Source organism: Enterovirga sp. (assembly GCF_028290205.1).
Taxonomy (GTDB): domain Bacteria; phylum Pseudomonadota; class Alphaproteobacteria; order Rhizobiales; family Beijerinckiaceae; genus Enterovirga.
The window spans coordinates 1-15,325 of the sequence record NZ_JAQGKF010000183.1 but is presented as its reverse complement, the minus strand read 5'-3'; the positions used below and the strand labels follow the sequence as shown (position 1 = coordinate 15,325).

The following is a 15,325-nucleotide window of genomic DNA, read 5'->3' as shown; positions in this document are numbered from 1 at the left end:
TATGAACGCGCCGTCTCCCATGATCGTGCCTGCCGGGGGCCCCCTCGACACCAAGCTGGACGAGCTCTTTCGGAGCGGCCTATCCGACCAGACGGAGCCGAAGCGGCGCATCCTCTATGTCACGTCGGAGATGTCCGACTTTGTGAAGTCGGGCGGCCTCGGTGACGTGTCGGCGGCCCTGCCGCGCAGCTTGCGCGCGCTGTACGACGTCCGGGTGCTCATCCCGGGCTATCGCCAGGTCCTCGAGGAACGTCCGGACATCGAGGTGGTGGCCCGACTCGAGGCCGCTTACGGCCTTCCGGCCTGCGATCTCGGCCGCATCGCGTCGGTGGACGGCCTGACCATCTACGTGATGCTGTGCTCCGAATTGTATGACCGTGAGGGCTCCCCCTATGGCGACCCGACCGGGACGGATTGGAGCGACAACGACCTCCGCTTTGGCCGGCTGGGACTGGCCGCGGCCCAAATCGCATCCGGGCTGCCGGACCTCGGCTGGCGCGCGGACCTGCTGCACCTGAACGACTGGCCCTCGGCCCTCGCGCCGGCCTATCTGGCCTGGACCGGGACGCCCTGCCCGAGCGTGCTGACCATCCACAATCTCGCCTATCAGGGATTGTTCGAGCGCCACCGGCTGCCGACGCTCGGCGTGCCCGATTCCGCCTTCCAGATCGATGGCGTCGAGTTCCACGGCAAGATGTCGTTCCTGAAGGCCGGGATCGTCTACGCCTCCCATGTGACGACGGTTTCACAGACCTATGCCCGGGAAATCCAGACCCCGGAATTCGGCTGTGGGCTGGACGGCCTGCTGCGCCGCTGCCAGGCGGAAGGGCGGCTCACCGGCATCCTGAACGGGATCGACGAGACCTGGGATCCCCGCACCGACGCCCATCTCGGCAGCCCCTTCGGCTTGTCCGATCTCAAAGGCAAGCAGGTGAATGCCGACGAGGTCCGGCGCGATTTCGGCCTCGCGGTGTCGCGGGGGCCGCTGTTCGCGGTGGTGTCGCGGCTCGTCCACCAGAAGGGCGTGGACCTGACCATCGAATCGACCGAGACCATCGTCCGCCAGGGCGGCCAGGTGGTCGTGACAGGCCGCGGCGAGGACCGGTTCGAGAGCGAACTCGAAACCCTGTCGCGGCGCTATCCTGGCCAGGTCGGGGTCCGCATCGGCTTCGACGAGGGCCAGGCCCGCCGCATGTTCGCGGGCAGCGACTTCCTCCTCATGCCGTCCCGCTTCGAGCCCTGCGGTCTGTCGCAGATGTATGCCCAGCGCATGGGCTCGCTGCCGATCGCCCGGGAAACGGGCGGCCTCGCCGACACGATCGAGGACGGGGTGACGGGCTTCCTGTTCAAGGACGCCTCGCTGGCCGCGATGCTGGGTGCGATCTACCGGGCGGTCGACGCCTATGGGTCCCGCCGCAAGCTCAACGGAATGCGCAAGGCGGCCATGGGCCGGAGCTTCGCCTGGGCCCGCTCCGCCGCGGGCTATGCCGGGGTCTACGACCGGGCCAGCACCGCCGTGGGCTGAGCCCCCGGCGGGCCGGGGTCCGGTCCTACTGGGACGCGACCAGGAGGGCGGCGCCGGCCAGGGCGGTCGCCACGCCGGTGAAGCGCATCACGCCGTCCGCCAGCCGCGGCCGCAGACGGAGCGTGGCCAGCCCGGCCGCGAGGCCGAGCCCGTGCAGCGCCGCGGTGGCCACAAGGAATCCGAGCCCGTAGGTGGCGCCGGACGTGCCCGCGCTCATCTCGGTGCCGTGCGCGTGGCCGTGAAACAGCGCGAAGGTGCCGACCAGCACGGCCGCCAGTGCCGCCGGAATCGGCAGCCGGGCCGCGAGCGTGATGCCGAACACGAGGACGGACATCGTGACGGTTCCATTCACGAAGGGCAGCGCCAGGCCGCCGCTGCCGAGAAGGCCGCCGACCGCCATCACGGCCACGAAGGCGGCGGGAACCAGCCAGAGCGCCCGGCCACCGATGCCGGCCGCGATCATCCCCACGGCCACCATGGCCAGAACGTGGTCGGGTCCGCCGACCGGGTGCCAGACGCCGTGCCAAAAGCCGGATGTGGCGCCAATGCCGACATGGGCCGCGGCCGGGCCGGCAAGAAGGACGCTCGCGAGCGCAACCGTGGCAACCGCAACTGGTCTCATTCCGCCTCTCCCCCTGCGAGCGCGCCCGCCTGTTCTATGATCCTGGCTAGCACGTCCACTTCGATCCCGTCTCGGCTATTTCCGAAGGGGCGGCGGCGCTTCGGGAACGCCCGCGAGGGCTGGCGAGACCGCGGGTCGGCAGCTCACGCGTGCTTGTGGGCGTGGTGGCCGTGCGCGTGGCCGTGCTCCGCATGGTCATGGCCATGGTCGCAGCCGCAGCCTGCGTGATGCCCGTGGCCGGCATGGTCATGCCCGTGCCCGGCGTGGCTGTGCTCATGCCCGGCATGGCCGTGAGCGTGGTGCCCGTGATCGTGGCCGGAGGCACCGCGCTCCGGCCGGAACGGCCGCTGCACCTCGCGGGCGGTCGCGCCGAGCCCGCGCAGCATCTCGATCAGCCCGGGATCCAGGGCGACGAAGAGGGTGTCGTCAGCGACCTCGACCGGGACGTGCCGGCCGCCGAGATGCCAGGCCGCCTTCAGCAGGCGAGCCGGATTGCCTGTTGTGATCTCGAGGAGCCGCTCGGGCGCGGCCCTGACCGCGACCAGCCGCCCGTCTTCCAGCTTCACGGCGTCTCCGTCGTCCAGAAGCGTGGCCCGGTCGAGATCGACGAGAATGTCGAGCCCGCCCTCCCCGGTCGCGGCAAGGCGCCGGACCTGCCGGGCCTGGTGGTCCAGGGTGAGCGTGTCGACGATCCGGTCCGCCTTGACGGCCGGACGGCGGACGACGGTGGTGGCGCGCAGCATGGGCGTCTCTTGGAGGTTGCGGCGCCAGCTTAAGCGGTCACGACCGTGAGGTCGACGCTCCGCGGAGCGTCGACCCTCCGGACGGCCCTCGCCGGCGGCCGACCTCAGTTGATGGGCTTGATGCTGCGCTGGATGGCGCGAATTTCGCCCTCGTTGGCGGCCCGTTCCTCGTCGGAGGCCCACAGCGTCAGCATGATGACGCGGTTGCCCGGGGCGGCAATCAGGGCGAACTCGACCGTGGTCTCCCCGGCCTCGTCGGTTGCCGGGTAGCTCAGCAGCGTCGCCTTCATGCCGTTGAGCTCGATCTCACGCTCGACCGCTTTCCCGGTGGCCGTGATCTTGTTGTCCTTCATCCACTGGACGTTGAGCTCCATCATCTTGTCGAGCCGGGCAGCCGAGGCGGATTCGACCGAGAAGAACACGCCTTCGTCCGGCGATTTCGCCGCGAAGCCGAAATCGATGGCCTCCGTGGTCCAGCTGTCCGGGATGGTGATGGTGGCGGCCGGGTTGTCCTTGGGAAAGGCAAAGTTCTTCGCCCAGGCCGAGCCGGTGAGCGCCACGACCAGGGCCGCAGCGGCAAGAATTCTCTTCATGTAACGGAGCTCCAGGCCTCCCCGCCGAGAGGCGCGGCAGCGCCCATGCTGGGAAGCAGCCGCAATGTCAACGCGAGTGTTCGCGAGCTTTCGGCCCGGCTTCGGCGGCCAGGACTGCTTGGTGAACCCGCGCCACCCGTGGCGGCGCGTGGCCGGGCAGCCTGTCGCCTCCCGCCGACCGAACCGGCCGGACGGCCCGCGCCGGGACCGGATGCGGAGCCGACCGCGGAACCCAGGCTCGGGCCGGCGCTTGCACCTGCCCGGCATCCCACGCAAAAGCCCAGGATCACCTGGAGCGCCGACTTGTCTGCCCGCCGTCGCGAAACCTTGCGCACGCCTCTCGATCTGGTGGAAGCCGGCCTCGTTCCACGCGCGCGCCTCGCCTCCCTGAGCGAGGTTGCGGACCGCTATGCGGTGGCCATCACGCCGGCCCTGGCCCAGTTGGTGCAGGCCGGGGTGGCCAACGACCCCGTGGCGCGCCAGTTCGTTCCGGATCCGGACGAACTCGACCGGCGCCCGGAGGAGCTGGCCGACCCGATCGGCGACGACGCGCATGCGCCCGTCCCCGGCATTGTCCACCGCTACCCCGACCGCGTGCTGCTGAAGCCGGTCTCGGTCTGCGCGGTGTATTGCCGCTTCTGCTTTCGGCGCGAGAGCGTGGGCCCCGGCAAGGCCGAGGCGCTGTCGCCCGCCGCGCTGGCGCGGGCGCTCGCCTATATCCGCAGCCGCCCGGAGATCTGGGAGGTGATCCTCTCCGGCGGCGATCCGCTGGTGATGTCGCCGCGCCGTCTCGGCGGGCTGGTGGCCGAGCTCGGCCGCATCCCCCACGTCAAGGTGGTCCGCCTCCACACCCGCGTCCCGGCCGTCGACCCGGACCGAATCTCGCCGGCCCTGGTGCGGGCGCTGCGGGCCCCGGGCGCGACCACCTGGCTGGTGCTCCACTGCAACCACCCGCGCGAGCTGACCCCGGAGGCGATGGCCGCCCTGTCCCGCCTCGCCGATGCCGGCATCCCGCTGTTGAGCCAGTCGGTGCTGCTGCGCGGCGTCAACGACGATCCGGCCACGCTGGAAGCGCTGTTGCGGGCGCTCGTGGAGGCGCGGGTGAAGCCCTATTACCTGCACCATGCCGACCTGGCGCCCGGCACCTCCCATTTCCGCACCACCCTGGCCGAAGGGCAGGCTCTGATGCGGCACTTGCGGGGTCGCGTCTCGGGCCTGTGCCAGCCCGATTACGTGCTCGACATTCCGGGCGGGCACGGCAAGTCGCCCGTGGGGCCCGGCTATCTGCGGCCGGAGAGCGGCCCGGCCGTCACGGTGGAGGATTGGCGCGGCGGCCTGCACCGCTACGGACCGGGCGAGCCGACGTGACGGTGCTCCGCCTGAAGCTCCAGGCCTACCGACTTGTGTCCCGCCTCGGCGGGGCCGTCATGGCCATGCTGGTGCGCGGGCTGTTCGCCCTCGCCCGCGCGATCGGCCCGGAACGCTCCAGCGACGCCGGCGCGTTCCTGGCGCGCTGCATCGGCCGCCTCCTGAAGCAGAACCGCATCGCGCTCGCCAATGTGCGGGCCGCCTATCCGCAGGCGAGCGCGCGCGAGGTCGCCGCCATCGTCGATGGCGCCTGGGCCAATCTCGGCCGCACCGGGGCCGAATACGCGCATCTGGCGACCATCTTCGATTACGACCCGGACGCGGCCGTGAAGGGCCGCATCGAGGTCGGCGGGGACGAGCACTTTCTGGCCCTGCGCGACGACGGCCGAGCCGGCATCGTGTTCGCGGCCCATCTCGGCAACTGGGAGCTGCCGGCGATCTGCGCCGCCCGCTTCGGGCTCGAGACCACGGCCATCTTCCGCCCGCCGAACGACCCCGCGGCGGCCCGCGTGGTGCAGGAGGTGCGATCCGGCACCATGGGCGGGCTCGCGGCCTCCACCGGCGGCGGGGCCGCCTACGCGGTGTCAGGCGTGCTCGATCGCGGGGGCCATGTCGGCCAGCTCATCGACCAGCACTTCACCCGCGGCGTGGTGGTGGAGTTCATGGGCCGGCCCTGCCTGGCGAACCCACTTCTCGCCAAGCTTGCCCGCCACCACGACGTGCCGGTGCACGGCGCGCGGGTGATCCGGCTCGGCGGCCATCGCTTCCGGCTCGAGATCACCCCGCCGCTGGACCTGCCGCGCGATCCAGACGGGCAGATCAACGTTCAGGGAGCCACCCAGGCCATGACGCGCGTGGTGGAAGGCTGGGTGCGCGAACATCCCGAGCAATGGCTCTGGATGCATCGCCGCTGGCGCCTGCCGCCGGCCGGGTGACGGCGCCGCAGCCAGATGTCTAACCAACCGGCCGGCACGAGCCGACCGGGCCAGAACATTGCGACTTGGGAGGGTGAGTTCTGATGCCGACAGGCGGTGAAATCGTCGTCGAAACCCTGAGGCGGTTCGGCGTCGACCGGGTGTTCTGCGTTCCGGGCGAGAGCTATCTCGGCCTGCTCGATGCGCTCTACGGCCGGCCCGACATCGACACGGTGGTATGCCGGCACGAGGGCGGAGCGGGCTTCATGGCCGTCGCCGATGCCAGGCTGACCGGCCGCCCGGGCGTGGTCTGCGTGAGCCGCGGGCCCGGCGCCTCCAATGCCGCGATCGCCGTCCACACGGCCCAGCAGGACGCGGTGCCGCTGGTGCTGCTGGTCGGCCAGGTGGCCGAGGCGGATCTGCGCCGCGACTCCTTTCAGGAGATCGATTACGGCTTCATGTTCGGCAAGGTCGCGAAATGGACCGCGGAGGCCCGCGACCCCGAGCACCTGGCCGAGATCATGATGCGGGCGCTCCAGGTCGCCACCACGGGCGTGCCCGGACCCGTCGTCGTCGCCCTGCCCGAGGACGTGCTCACGGCGGTGACCGATGCCGGCCCTCTCGGGGCCCCGACGCCGCTGTCCCTGGCGCCCCACCCCGAGACGCTGGCCACGCTCGGCGCGTGGCTGAGCGGGGCCGAGCGGCCGCTGCTTCTCGCCGGCAGCGGCCTCGAGCGACCGGGCGGACGCGAGGCGCTGCTGGCCTTCGCGGAAGCCTGGCAGGTGCCGGTCGCCGTGTCCTTCCGGCGGCAGGATCTGTTTCCCAACGCGCACCCGCTCTATGCGGGCGACATGGGCCTCTCCAATCGGAAGGACCAGATGGAGGCCCTGAACGAGGCCGACCTCGTCGTCGTGGCCGGGGCCCGGCTGTCCGACATCACCACCCAGGGCTACAGCTGGCCGGGCCTGGTGCGTCCCCGCATGCGGCTCGCCCATATCCACGCCGATGCGGGCGTGATCGGCACGCAGTTCGCGGCCGATCTCGCGCTGGTCTGCGAGGCCCGGGATGCCCTCTCCCGCCTGGGTCGGCCCGTGATGGCCCTGCCGCCGGCGCGGGCGGCCTGGACGGCGCGCCTCGGCGCCATCCGGGCCGACATCGCCCGGCCGAAGGCCCGCGAGGCGGATGACGGCCTCGCCTTCGAGCGCGTTGTCGCGCTGATGGGCGAGCACCTGCCGGACGATGCCATCGTGACCGTGGATGCCGGCACCTTCGGGGCCCCCGTCTACCGGGTGGTGCCGTTCCGGGGGACGCAGCGCCTGCTGGCGCCGATCTCCGGCGCCATGGGCTTCGGTGTTCCGGCGGCGGTGGCGGCGGGCCTGCGGGAGCCGGGCCGGCCAGTGATCTGCCTGGTCGGCGACGGCGGCTTCCTGATGACCGGCGGCGAGCTCGCGGTGGCGCTGGAGCGTGATCTCGACCTCAAGGTGATCCTGTCGGAGAACGGCGTTTATGCGTCCATCCTGATCCACCAGGCCCGCGACTATCCGGGCCGGATCATCGGCACGGCCTTCACCAATCCGGATTTCGAGCTGATGGGCCGCGCCTATCGGTGCGAGGTGACCCGCATCAGCGACGAGGCCGGCCTCGCGCGTCTGCCCGAGTTGCTGCGGGCGCCCGGCCGGCAGTTCATCGTGGTCGACACCAGCGTCCAGGCGGTGCTCGCGCCGGCGAAAAATGCCAACGTGACCGCCCCATAAGAACAGGACTCGGGAGGAATATCATGGTGCTTGCCACGCGCCGGGCGGCTCTCGCCGGCCTTGCCACCCTGCCGTTTGCGGGACGAGGGGCGTCTGCCCAGGACACGTCCCCGATCACGCTGGTGGTGCCCTTTGCGGCCGGCGGCAACACCGACGTGCTGGCCCGCATCGTGGCGCAGCTCGTCGCGGTGGATCTCGGCCGCACGGTCGTGGTCGAGAACCGGCCGGGCGCCGGCACCATGCTGGGGGCCCAGGGCGTCGCCGCGTCCGAGCCGAACGGCCGCACCTACCTGTTCACCACCTCCGGCCACGCCATCGCGCAGGTGCTGCAGCCGAAGCTCCCCTTCGACCCCGGCAAGGAGCTGGTGCCCCTGGCCCAGGTCGCGACCGTGCCGATGGTGGTGGCCGTCCATCCTGGCGTGCCGGCCAAGACCCTCGGCGAACTCGTGGCCCACATGCGGGCCAATCCCGGCAAGCTCAGTTTCGCGTCCGCCGGCAGCGGCTCCGCGCTGCACATGGCGGGCGAGCTCCTGAAATACGTGGCCAAGGTCGAGATCGCGCACGTGCCCTATCGGGGTGCGAGCCCGGCCCTGACCGACACCATGTCCGGCATGGTCCAGATCATCGTCGACGGGATCACGACCACGGCGCCGCTGGCGAAGAGCGGCGCGCTGCGAGCGCTCGCCGTCGCCTCGCCGCAACGCTCGCCCATGCTGCCCGACGTGCCGACCGCCGCGGAAGCGGGCCTGCCGGATTACGACACCCAGATCTGGAACGTGGTCATGGCCCGGGCCGGCACGCCCGATTCCGCCACTGCGCCGTTCCGGGCCGCCCTGTCACGGGCGCTGGAATCGCCCGATCTCGCCCGCCGCTTCGCGGAGCTCGGCGCCGAGGTCACGCGCGGCTCCACCCCCGAGCAGGTCCGCGAGCTGATCCGGCGCGAAATCGAGAAGTGGCGACCGGTGGTCGCCGCGAACGGGCTCAAGCCCGCCTAGGCGGGCTTGAGCCCCGGCCCGAGCTACAGCAGAACCAGCCGGTTCGGCAGCTCGTCCGGGTCCCCCTCGCCCGGCGGCGCGTGCCGGGCGAGGATGTCGCCGATGGCCGCCACCGCCGCCACCAGGGCGTCCGCCGTGCGGCCTTCGGCCATGGCGACCTGCAGCGCCTCGATCACGCCGCGCCACTCGAGGCCGCTCACCTTGGCCGAGACCGCGAGGTCGCCGACCACCTCCGCGTAATGCTCCGCAACCGCCACGTAGAGCAGCACGCCCGTGCGGCCGCGTGTATCGGCCATGCCTCGATGGGCGAATTCCCGGGCGGCGGCCGCCCGGGCGCGGTCCTGTCGCACGAAGCGGGGGACGATCCGCATGCCGGCCCAGCTTGCGGCCGCAATACCCAGACAGGCGGCCCCGAGCTGGAGCGCGAAGATGCGGGCCGCCGGCAGCTCGGACAGGAGGATGAGGGGCCAGGGCGTGGCCAGGGCGGCCAGCAGGCCGGCCGCGAGTGGCACGGATTTGTAAGCGCCGGCCCGGCGCGCGAGCACCACCACGATCTCGCCGGCCGTGCGCTCCTCGGCCAGCCGCACCGCCGCCTCGACCCGGCTCCGCTCCACCTCGCTCAGCACGCTACCAACTCCCCGAGGCGCCGCCGCCGCCGGACGATCCGCCGCCGCCAGAGAAGCCCCCACCGGAAAAGCCCCCGCCGCCACCCGACCAGCCGCCACCCCCGCCCCAGCCCGATCCGGAGGACGGCGGCAGCCACACCCAGCCTCCGCCGCGCCGACGCCGATGCGGGTGCGCCCGGACACCGCGCGCTTCCCGGACGAAGACCCAGAGAATGTTGATCACCAGCACGGCCAGAACAAAGATCGAGACCCAGTCCACCGGGCCGGACTGGTCGGCCCGGATCTTGGGCTTGCGCTGCCAGGCCTCGGCATCGCCGGCCAGAATGGACAGGATCGCGTCCAGGCCGGCCTGGATCCCGCCGGCGAAATCGCCGGCCTGGAAGCGCGGGGCGATGGCGGTGCGGATCACGACGCTGCTGAGCGCATCCGTGAGCGCGCCTTCCAGCCCGTAGCCGACCTCGATCCGGACCTTGCGTTCGGTCGGCGCCACGAGCAGCAGCGCGCCGTTGCTTTTGGCCTCCGTCCCGAGCTTCCAGTGCCGGTACAGCCGGTTCGCGTAATCCTCGACCGAAAGCCCTTCCAGCGACCGCACGGTCGCAACCACCACCTGGTCGGTGGTGCGGTCCTCGTGGGCCTTGAGCTTCGCCTCGAGCGCGGTCCGGCTCTCCGGCTTGAGGAGCCCGGCCTGGTCCACCACGCGCCCGGTCAGGCCGGGAAAGGTCTGGGCCGCTGCCGGAACGAGCCAAAGGACGAGAAGGGCGGCCAGCACGGCCCCGCGCCAAAGCCCGGCCGGCCGGGGGCGCCCCCTCCCGCCCAAAAGCCTCGCCGGCAAGGCCAGCGCCATGCGCCGCCGGCCCTCAGAACTTGACCGGCGGGGGCCGGTCGGAGCCCGCCGTGGCGGTGAACACCTCCATGGGCTTCGCGTCGGGATAGAAGATCGCCGCGATCCAGCGCCCCGGGATGGTGCGGATCTCGATGTTGAAGGCCTGCACAGCCCCGATGTAGTCGCGCCGTGCCACCGCGATGCGGTTTTCCGTGCCTTCGAGCTGCGACTGCAGGGCCAGGAAGTTCTGGTTCGACTTGAGGTCCGGATAGGCTTCGACGGTGGCGAGCAGCCGACCGAGCGCGCCCGAGAGCTGCGCCTGGGCCTCCTGGAACTCGCGGAACTTCGCCGGGTCGGTGATGGTGGAAGCATCGACCCGGACCTGGGTCGCCTTGGCCCGGGCCTCGGTGACCTGGACCAGGACGTCCTTCTCCTGCTGGGCGTAGCCCTTCACGGTCTCGACGAGGTTCGGGATCAGGTCGGCGCGCCGCTGATACTGGTTCTGCACCTCGCCCCAGGCGGCCTTGGCGCGCTCCTGCAGGGTCGGCACGTTGTTGACGCCGCAACTCGCGAGCGTCAGTCCGACAAGGGCCACGACGGCGACCCGGAGAGCGGCTGCGAGATGACGGCTCATGCGGTGATCCTCCCTACTGGCCTTCCGCCGCGGTGCCGCGCTGGCGCGGATCCGCCGCACCGGCGAGGCCCTCGGCCGTGACGTGAATGGAATTCGCCGATCCCGAGGCCGCCCCGACCACGACCTTGTGGCCGCGCGCCCGCAGCAAGGTCAACGTGTCGGGCGAGATCCCGGTCTCGACCAGGAGAGCATCCGGCCGCCACTGGTGATGCACCCGGGGCGCGGCGACCGCCTCGGCGATGTTGAGCCCGTGGTCGATCACGCCGACGATCACCTGCAGCACGGTGGAGATGATGCGGCTGCCGCCGGGGCTCCCGGTGACCAGAACGAGCCGGCCGTCCCGAAACACCAGGGTCGGCGTCATGGAGGAGAGCGGCCGCGCTCCGGGTGCCACCGCGTTCGCGTCCCCGCCGACCAGCCCATAGGCATTTAGCGCGCCGGCCTTGGCGGCAAAGTCGTCCATCTCGTTGTTCAGCAGCACGCCCGTTCCGGCCGCCACCAGCCCGAGCCCGTAGGAGAAGTTGAGCGTGGTGGTGTTGGCGACGGCGTTGCCGTCCTGATCGACCACGGAGAAATGGGTGGTCTGGTCGGATTCGTAGGGCAGAGGATCGCCGGCCCGGATGTCCTCGGCCGGGCGAGCCCGGTTCGGATCGATCGCGGCCCGCAACGTCGCCGCGTAGCGCTTCGACACCAGCCCGGCCACCGGCACGCGAACCCGGTCCGGGTCGCCCAGCCAGGCGGCCCGGTCGGCATAGGCCGGCTTCATGGCCTCGGCCACGAGATGCAGGCTGGCCGCCGAGCCCGCGCCCGCCGCGCCGAGGTCGAAGCCCTCGAGCACGTTGAGGATCTGGATCAGGTGGACGCCGCCCGAGCTCGGCGGCGGCATGGACACGATGTCGTGCCCCCGGTAACGGCCCCGCACCGGCTCCCGGATCACCGGCCGGTAGCCGGCGAGGTCGGCCTCCGTCATGACGCCCCCGGCCGCCTGCACGGCGCGGGCGATGTCGCGGGCGACCGGCCCCTCGTAGAAGCCGGCCGGCCCGCGCTCGGCAATCAGCCGCAGCGTGGCCGCGAGATCCGGCTGCACCAGGCGTTGGTCGCGCCCGAGCGGCCTGTCACCGGCGAAGAACACGGCCCGGCTCGCCTCGTGCCGGGCGAGCCGTCCGGAGGCGGCGAGCGAGGAGGCGAGGTCCGCCTCGACCGGGATGCCGTCCCGCGCCAGGCGCTCGGCCGGCGCGACGAGTTCGGCCAGCGTGAAGCGCCCCGAACCGAAGCGGCGATGTGCCAGGTGGAGGCCGGCGACGCTGCCCGGCACGCCGACCGAGAGGCCGCTGTCGCGCGATTTCGCGGGATCGGGCTCGCCGGTCGGGCCGAGGAACATGTCGCGGGTCGCGGCCGCGGGCGCGGTTTCCCGGTAATCGATCGCCACCGTGTGGCCGCGGCCGTCCGGTCCGCCTTTGGCGAGGTGGACCAGCATGAAGCCGCCGCCCCCGAGATTGCCGGCCCGGGGCAGCGTCACGGCGAGCGCGAAGGCGGTCGCGACGGCCGCGTCGACGGCGTTGCCACCCCGACGCAGGATCTCGGCTCCGACCGCGGTGGCGCGCGCCTCCTGGCTCGACACCATGCCGCGCGAGGCGAGCGCCGGCAGCAGGCGGGCGTCGCTCGCCACGATTGGCGCCGGCAGGCCGGACGGAAAGCCCGGCGGCAGCCCTTGCGGGGCGGCGGGCGTGACCGACAGGGCCAGGAGGGCGAGAAGCGCGCCCAGTCTCCGCATATCCGTGCCCCCGCGGCCGACGGCGCGGCCCCCGTCCGTTATGGTGGCTCGCCGAGGTCCCGAGAAGGGCAGCGGCGACGCACTGGCGCGGCGGCCGGGGCCGACCTACAGGCGGGATCGCACCCGAGAGGCAGCATGTTCGCCCTTCCCGATCCCTCCGTGCTCCTGGCCTATACGGCGGCCTGCCTGGTGCTGTTCATCACGCCGGGCCCGGACATGAGCCTGTTCCTGTCCCGCACGCTGTCCGGAGGTCGTCGGCACGGCATGGCCGCCATGCTGGGCGCCATGACGGGGTGCCTCATCCACACGCTGGTCGCGGCGCTCGGCCTCTCGGCCCTGATTGCAGCCTCGCAGACCGGCTTTGCCGTGCTGAAGATTGTGGGCGCGCTGTATCTGCTGTGGCTGGCCTGGGACGCCCTCAAAAACGGCTCGGCGCTGCGGCTGAAGCAGGAGGCGGTGGACACCCCGGTATGGCGGACCTTTTTGGTCGGGATCGGCATCAATCTCACCAATCCCAAGATCGTGCTGTTCTTCGTGACCTTCCTGCCGCAATTCGTGGATCCGGCGGATCCGCATGCGGCCGGCCAGCTCGTCGGACTCGGCCTGTATTTCGTCCTCATCACCTCGCCTCCCGCCGCCGTGATGATTCTCGGCGCCGAACGGCTGATCGGGCTTCTGGCCCGACGCCCGCGCGTGATGCGGGCGGTCGACGTCCTGTTCGCCTCCGTGTTCGCGCTGTTCGCGCTCCGGATCGCTGTGGCGCAATCCCGGTGAGGCGGCTCAGCCCTCGGGTGTGAGCAGGTAATAGGTCTGCATGCGGCCCTTGCCCCTGATCTCGATGGGCTCCTGCCGCAGAAAGGCGAAAGCGCCGCCCACGGCTGCGCGAGCCGCGGCGGAGACATGGATGCGGCCGGGCTCGCAGGCGGCCTCCAGCCGGCTCGCCGTGTTCACGGTGTCGCCCCAGACGTCGTAGAAGAATTTCTGGGTGCCGATGATGCCGGCGACGGCCGGGCCGGTGTCGACGCCGATCCGCAGGGTCAGCCGGCTGTCGCCGCCCGCCTCGGCGACCACGGCCGGCATGCGGGCCGCCATGGCGAGCACACGTTCCGCATGGTCGGGACTGGCCTCGGGAATGCCTCCCGCCACCATGTAGGCGTCGCCGATCGTCTTGATCTTCTCGAGCCCGTGCTCGGCCACGAGGTTGTCGAAAGCCGAGAAGATCCGGTTGAGGAGGTCCAGCGTTTCGCTGGGCCTCAGGGCCGCGGACAATTCGGTGAAGCCGACCAGGTCACAGAACAGGATGGTGGCCGAGTTGAACTGGTCGGCGATCAGCGTCTCGCCGGCGGCCAGCCGCTCCACGATCCGCGCCGGCAAGACGTTGCGGAGCAGCTGTTCGGAGCGCTGCTGCTCGACCCGGAGACGCTGGGCGGTCCTCTGCTCGCGATCGCGCAGGAACTTGCGCTCCAGCGACGAGCCGAGCCGGGCCCTGAGCAGCGTCTCGTTCAGCGGCTTCGACAGGAAGTCGTCCGCCCCGGCCTCGATGCACCGCACCGCGGCTTCCACCTCGTCCAGCGCCGAGATCACGATCACGGGAAGCGTGCGGGTCGAGGCGCGGGCGCGGGTCCGCTTGAGCACTTCGAGCCCGTCCATGCCGGGCATCATCAGGTCCAGCAGCATCAGGTCGAAGCCGTTTTCGGCCGTCATGTCGAGGGCGGCTTCGCCGCTGCCGGCAACCGAGACGGTATGCCCGTCGCGGGCGAGGCGGCGTGAGACCAGGTCGCGCATCGAGGCGTTGTCGTCGACCACCAGGATGCGGCCCACCACGCCTTCGCGGGGCGCCGGTTCGTGACGGGCCAGGTGGCGGACCACCTCGACGGCTTCCCGCAGCATGTCGCGGTCGGCCGGTGCCGCCGCGGAGCCGCGCCGGACGGAATGGGCCACGATGCGGTCGATCTCGCGCAGCATGCGGCCAGCGGCATCCAGCGCGTCGGCCAGGGGAACGAACACGGCCGCGTCGCCCCGCTCGCGGGCCTCCTCGGCCATCAATTCCCCAAAACCCAGAATGGTGGTGACGGCCGTCCGCAGATCGTGCCGGAGAGCCGCGGTGTCGCTCGCCGGCGTTGCGCTCTCCGCGATCGGCTGGGAGAGGAACGCGTCGACCCGATCGCTCAAACGGGCCGCGCCGGCCTGCATGCGGCGCAGATCCTGATCGTAGCTTCCCAGGCCGGCCGACGTGACGTCCTCGACCAGGATGTCGATCAACCCGGCCAGGCGCGCGACCGGAGCCTGGAACTCGGCCCGCACAAAGGCGAGCAGCGCCCTCGCGACCGGGTCCTCGGAATCACCGTCCGGCATGGGACCGCACCCGCCGGGCCGCAAAATGCGCCCTGGTGGTCGATGGAGCCGAACGGCCACATCGGCGTTGTCGGCGCGAGCGGGTCACCTTACCTCGATCCGCGAGGCCGCGTTTCGGGCGCCGGCCGTATGAGGATCTCATGACACGGGTGCTCCTGGTCGAAGACCACGAGGAGATTTGGGACTTCCTGTCGCGCCGCCTGAAGCGGCGGGGCTACGAGGTCGTGCTGGCGACAGACGGCCAGCAGGCGGTCGACAAGGCGAGGGCCGAGCGGCCCGACATCGTCTTGCTCGACATGAACCTGCCGGTGCTCGACGGCTGGACCGCGGCCGGCCTGATCAAGGCCTCGCCGGAAGGCGCCCGCACCCCGATCATCGCGCTGACGGCCCACGCCATGTCGGGCGACAAGGAAAAGGCGCTGGCGGCCGGGTGCGACGACTACCACCCGAAGCCCGTCGATTTCGCCCGGCTCCTGACGCAGATCGAAGCTCTGGCCGGAGCGGGCGCCTCGGCCTAACCGGCCGCGGGGCGGCCTCACGCCGGCACCGGCGCGGGCCGCCGGCGGCCCTCCGCAACGGGCGCGGTCCGGGGCTCGCGG

The 15,325-nt window shown here is 71.6% G+C and carries 15 protein-coding genes; 7 read left to right on the top strand and 8 right to left on the bottom strand.

Annotated features, from left to right (window positions below):
• Positions 1-19 precede the first annotated feature (19 nt).
• Positions 20-1,525: a glycogen synthase GlgA gene (gene glgA / locus JWR86_RS13155; RefSeq protein ID WP_299566284.1), complete on the top strand. Its 1,506-nt coding sequence runs from the start codon at positions 20-22 to the stop codon at positions 1,523-1,525.
• 25 nt (positions 1,526-1,550) lie between these two features.
• On the opposite strand, the gene JWR86_RS13150 is transcribed toward glgA, so the two are convergent.
• The 3 genes from JWR86_RS13150 to JWR86_RS13140 all read right to left on the bottom strand — a co-directional run bounded on the left by JWR86_RS13150 (position 1,551) and on the right by JWR86_RS13140 (position 3,483).
• Positions 1,551-2,147: a HupE/UreJ family protein gene (locus JWR86_RS13150; protein WP_299566281.1), complete on the bottom strand. Its 597-nt coding sequence runs from the start codon at positions 2,145-2,147 to the stop codon at positions 1,551-1,553.
• 143 nt (positions 2,148-2,290) lie between these two features.
• The gene (locus JWR86_RS13145; RefSeq protein ID WP_299566278.1) at positions 2,291-2,890 is read right to left on the bottom strand and encodes an urease accessory protein UreE; all 600 of its coding nucleotides are present in this window, start codon (positions 2,888-2,890) and stop codon (positions 2,291-2,293) included.
• Positions 2,891-2,994: 104 nt separating this feature from the next.
• A complete protein-coding gene (locus JWR86_RS13140) occupies positions 2,995-3,483 on the bottom strand; it encodes a hypothetical protein (protein ID WP_299566275.1) in 489 nt (162 codons plus the stop codon).
• A 303-nt stretch (positions 3,484-3,786) separates the two neighbouring features.
• On the opposite strand from JWR86_RS13140, the gene JWR86_RS13135 reads away from it, so the two are divergent.
• The 4 genes from JWR86_RS13135 (at position 3,787) to JWR86_RS13120 (ending at position 8,514) form a co-directional block, all read left to right on the top strand.
• Complete coding sequence (locus JWR86_RS13135; RefSeq protein ID WP_299566272.1) at positions 3,787-4,851, top strand: lysine-2,3-aminomutase-like protein; 1,065 nt, start codon at positions 3,787-3,789, stop codon at positions 4,849-4,851.
• A gap of 11 nt (positions 4,852-4,862) precedes the next feature.
• Positions 4,863-5,786, top strand: coding sequence for a lipid A biosynthesis lauroyl acyltransferase (locus tag JWR86_RS13130; RefSeq protein WP_299566362.1), 924 nt, complete (start codon positions 4,863-4,865; stop codon positions 5,784-5,786).
• An 83-nt stretch (positions 5,787-5,869) separates the two neighbouring features.
• Positions 5,870-7,519, top strand: a complete 1,650-nt coding sequence (locus JWR86_RS13125; RefSeq protein WP_299566269.1) for a thiamine pyrophosphate-binding protein — start codon at positions 5,870-5,872, stop codon at positions 7,517-7,519.
• A gap of 23 nt (positions 7,520-7,542) precedes the next feature.
• On the top strand, positions 7,543-8,514 hold the full coding sequence (locus JWR86_RS13120; protein ID WP_299566265.1) for a tripartite tricarboxylate transporter substrate binding protein: 972 nt from the start codon (positions 7,543-7,545) through the stop codon (positions 8,512-8,514).
• A gap of 23 nt (positions 8,515-8,537) precedes the next feature.
• On the opposite strand, the gene JWR86_RS13115 is transcribed toward JWR86_RS13120, so the two are convergent.
• The 4 genes from JWR86_RS13115 to ggt form a co-directional block, all read right to left on the bottom strand.
• Positions 8,538-9,140 carry a hypothetical protein gene (locus tag JWR86_RS13115; RefSeq protein WP_299566262.1) on the bottom strand — a complete coding sequence of 201 codons (603 nt, stop codon included), beginning with the start codon at positions 9,138-9,140 and terminating at the stop codon, positions 8,538-8,540.
• A gap of 1 nt (position 9,141) precedes the next feature.
• Complete coding sequence (locus JWR86_RS13110; RefSeq protein ID WP_299566359.1) at positions 9,142-9,906, bottom strand: TPM domain-containing protein; 765 nt, start codon at positions 9,904-9,906, stop codon at positions 9,142-9,144.
• 91 nt (positions 9,907-9,997) lie between these two features.
• Positions 9,998-10,597 (bottom strand): LemA family protein, encoded by a 600-nt coding sequence (locus JWR86_RS13105; RefSeq protein WP_299566259.1) that lies wholly within the window; start codon positions 10,595-10,597, stop codon positions 9,998-10,000.
• A 13-nt stretch (positions 10,598-10,610) separates the two neighbouring features.
• Positions 10,611-12,371, bottom strand: coding sequence for a gamma-glutamyltransferase (ggt, locus tag JWR86_RS13100; RefSeq protein ID WP_299566256.1), 1,761 nt, complete (start codon positions 12,369-12,371; stop codon positions 10,611-10,613).
• A gap of 135 nt (positions 12,372-12,506) precedes the next feature.
• Between ggt and JWR86_RS13095 the strand changes: the two genes are divergently transcribed.
• Positions 12,507-13,145, top strand: coding sequence for a LysE family translocator (locus JWR86_RS13095; protein WP_299566253.1), 639 nt, complete (start codon positions 12,507-12,509; stop codon positions 13,143-13,145).
• Between the two features lie 6 nt (positions 13,146-13,151).
• Here JWR86_RS13095 and JWR86_RS13090 read toward each other — a convergent pair whose 3' ends face one another.
• A complete protein-coding gene (locus JWR86_RS13090; RefSeq protein WP_299566250.1) occupies positions 13,152-14,726 on the bottom strand; it encodes an adenylate/guanylate cyclase domain-containing protein in 1,575 nt (524 codons plus the stop codon).
• A 140-nt stretch (positions 14,727-14,866) separates the two neighbouring features.
• Between JWR86_RS13090 and JWR86_RS13085 the strand changes: the two genes are divergently transcribed.
• The gene (locus JWR86_RS13085) at positions 14,867-15,244 is read left to right on the top strand and encodes a response regulator (RefSeq protein ID WP_299566247.1); all 378 of its coding nucleotides are present in this window, start codon (positions 14,867-14,869) and stop codon (positions 15,242-15,244) included.
• Positions 15,245-15,325 lie beyond the last annotated feature (81 nt).

Bases quoted from the DNA above. Each gene is read 5' to 3' on its own strand.
- JWR86_RS13120 (WP_299566265.1), top strand. From the start codon at position 7,543: ATGGTGCTTGCCACGCGCCGGGCGGCTCTCGCCGGCCTTGCCACCCTG.
- JWR86_RS13085 (WP_299566247.1), top strand. From the start codon at position 14,867: ATGACACGGGTGCTCCTGGTCGAAGACCACGAGGAGATTTGGGACTTC.
- glgA (WP_299566284.1), top strand. From the start codon at position 20: ATGATCGTGCCTGCCGGGGGCCCCCTCGACACCAAGCTGGACGAGCTC.
- JWR86_RS13125 (WP_299566269.1), top strand. From the start codon at position 5,870: ATGCCGACAGGCGGTGAAATCGTCGTCGAAACCCTGAGGCGGTTCGGC.
- ggt (WP_299566256.1), bottom strand. From the start codon at position 12,371: ATGCGGAGACTGGGCGCGCTTCTCGCCCTCCTGGCCCTGTCGGTCACG.
- JWR86_RS13105 (WP_299566259.1), bottom strand. From the start codon at position 10,597: ATGAGCCGTCATCTCGCAGCCGCTCTCCGGGTCGCCGTCGTGGCCCTT.
- JWR86_RS13145 (WP_299566278.1), bottom strand. From the start codon at position 2,890: ATGCTGCGCGCCACCACCGTCGTCCGCCGTCCGGCCGTCAAGGCGGAC.
- JWR86_RS13095 (WP_299566253.1), top strand. From the start codon at position 12,507: ATGTTCGCCCTTCCCGATCCCTCCGTGCTCCTGGCCTATACGGCGGCC.
- JWR86_RS13140 (WP_299566275.1), bottom strand. From the start codon at position 3,483: ATGAAGAGAATTCTTGCCGCTGCGGCCCTGGTCGTGGCGCTCACCGGC.
- JWR86_RS13090 (WP_299566250.1), bottom strand. From the start codon at position 14,726: ATGCCGGACGGTGATTCCGAGGACCCGGTCGCGAGGGCGCTGCTCGCC.
- JWR86_RS13150 (WP_299566281.1), bottom strand. From the start codon at position 2,147: ATGAGACCAGTTGCGGTTGCCACGGTTGCGCTCGCGAGCGTCCTTCTT.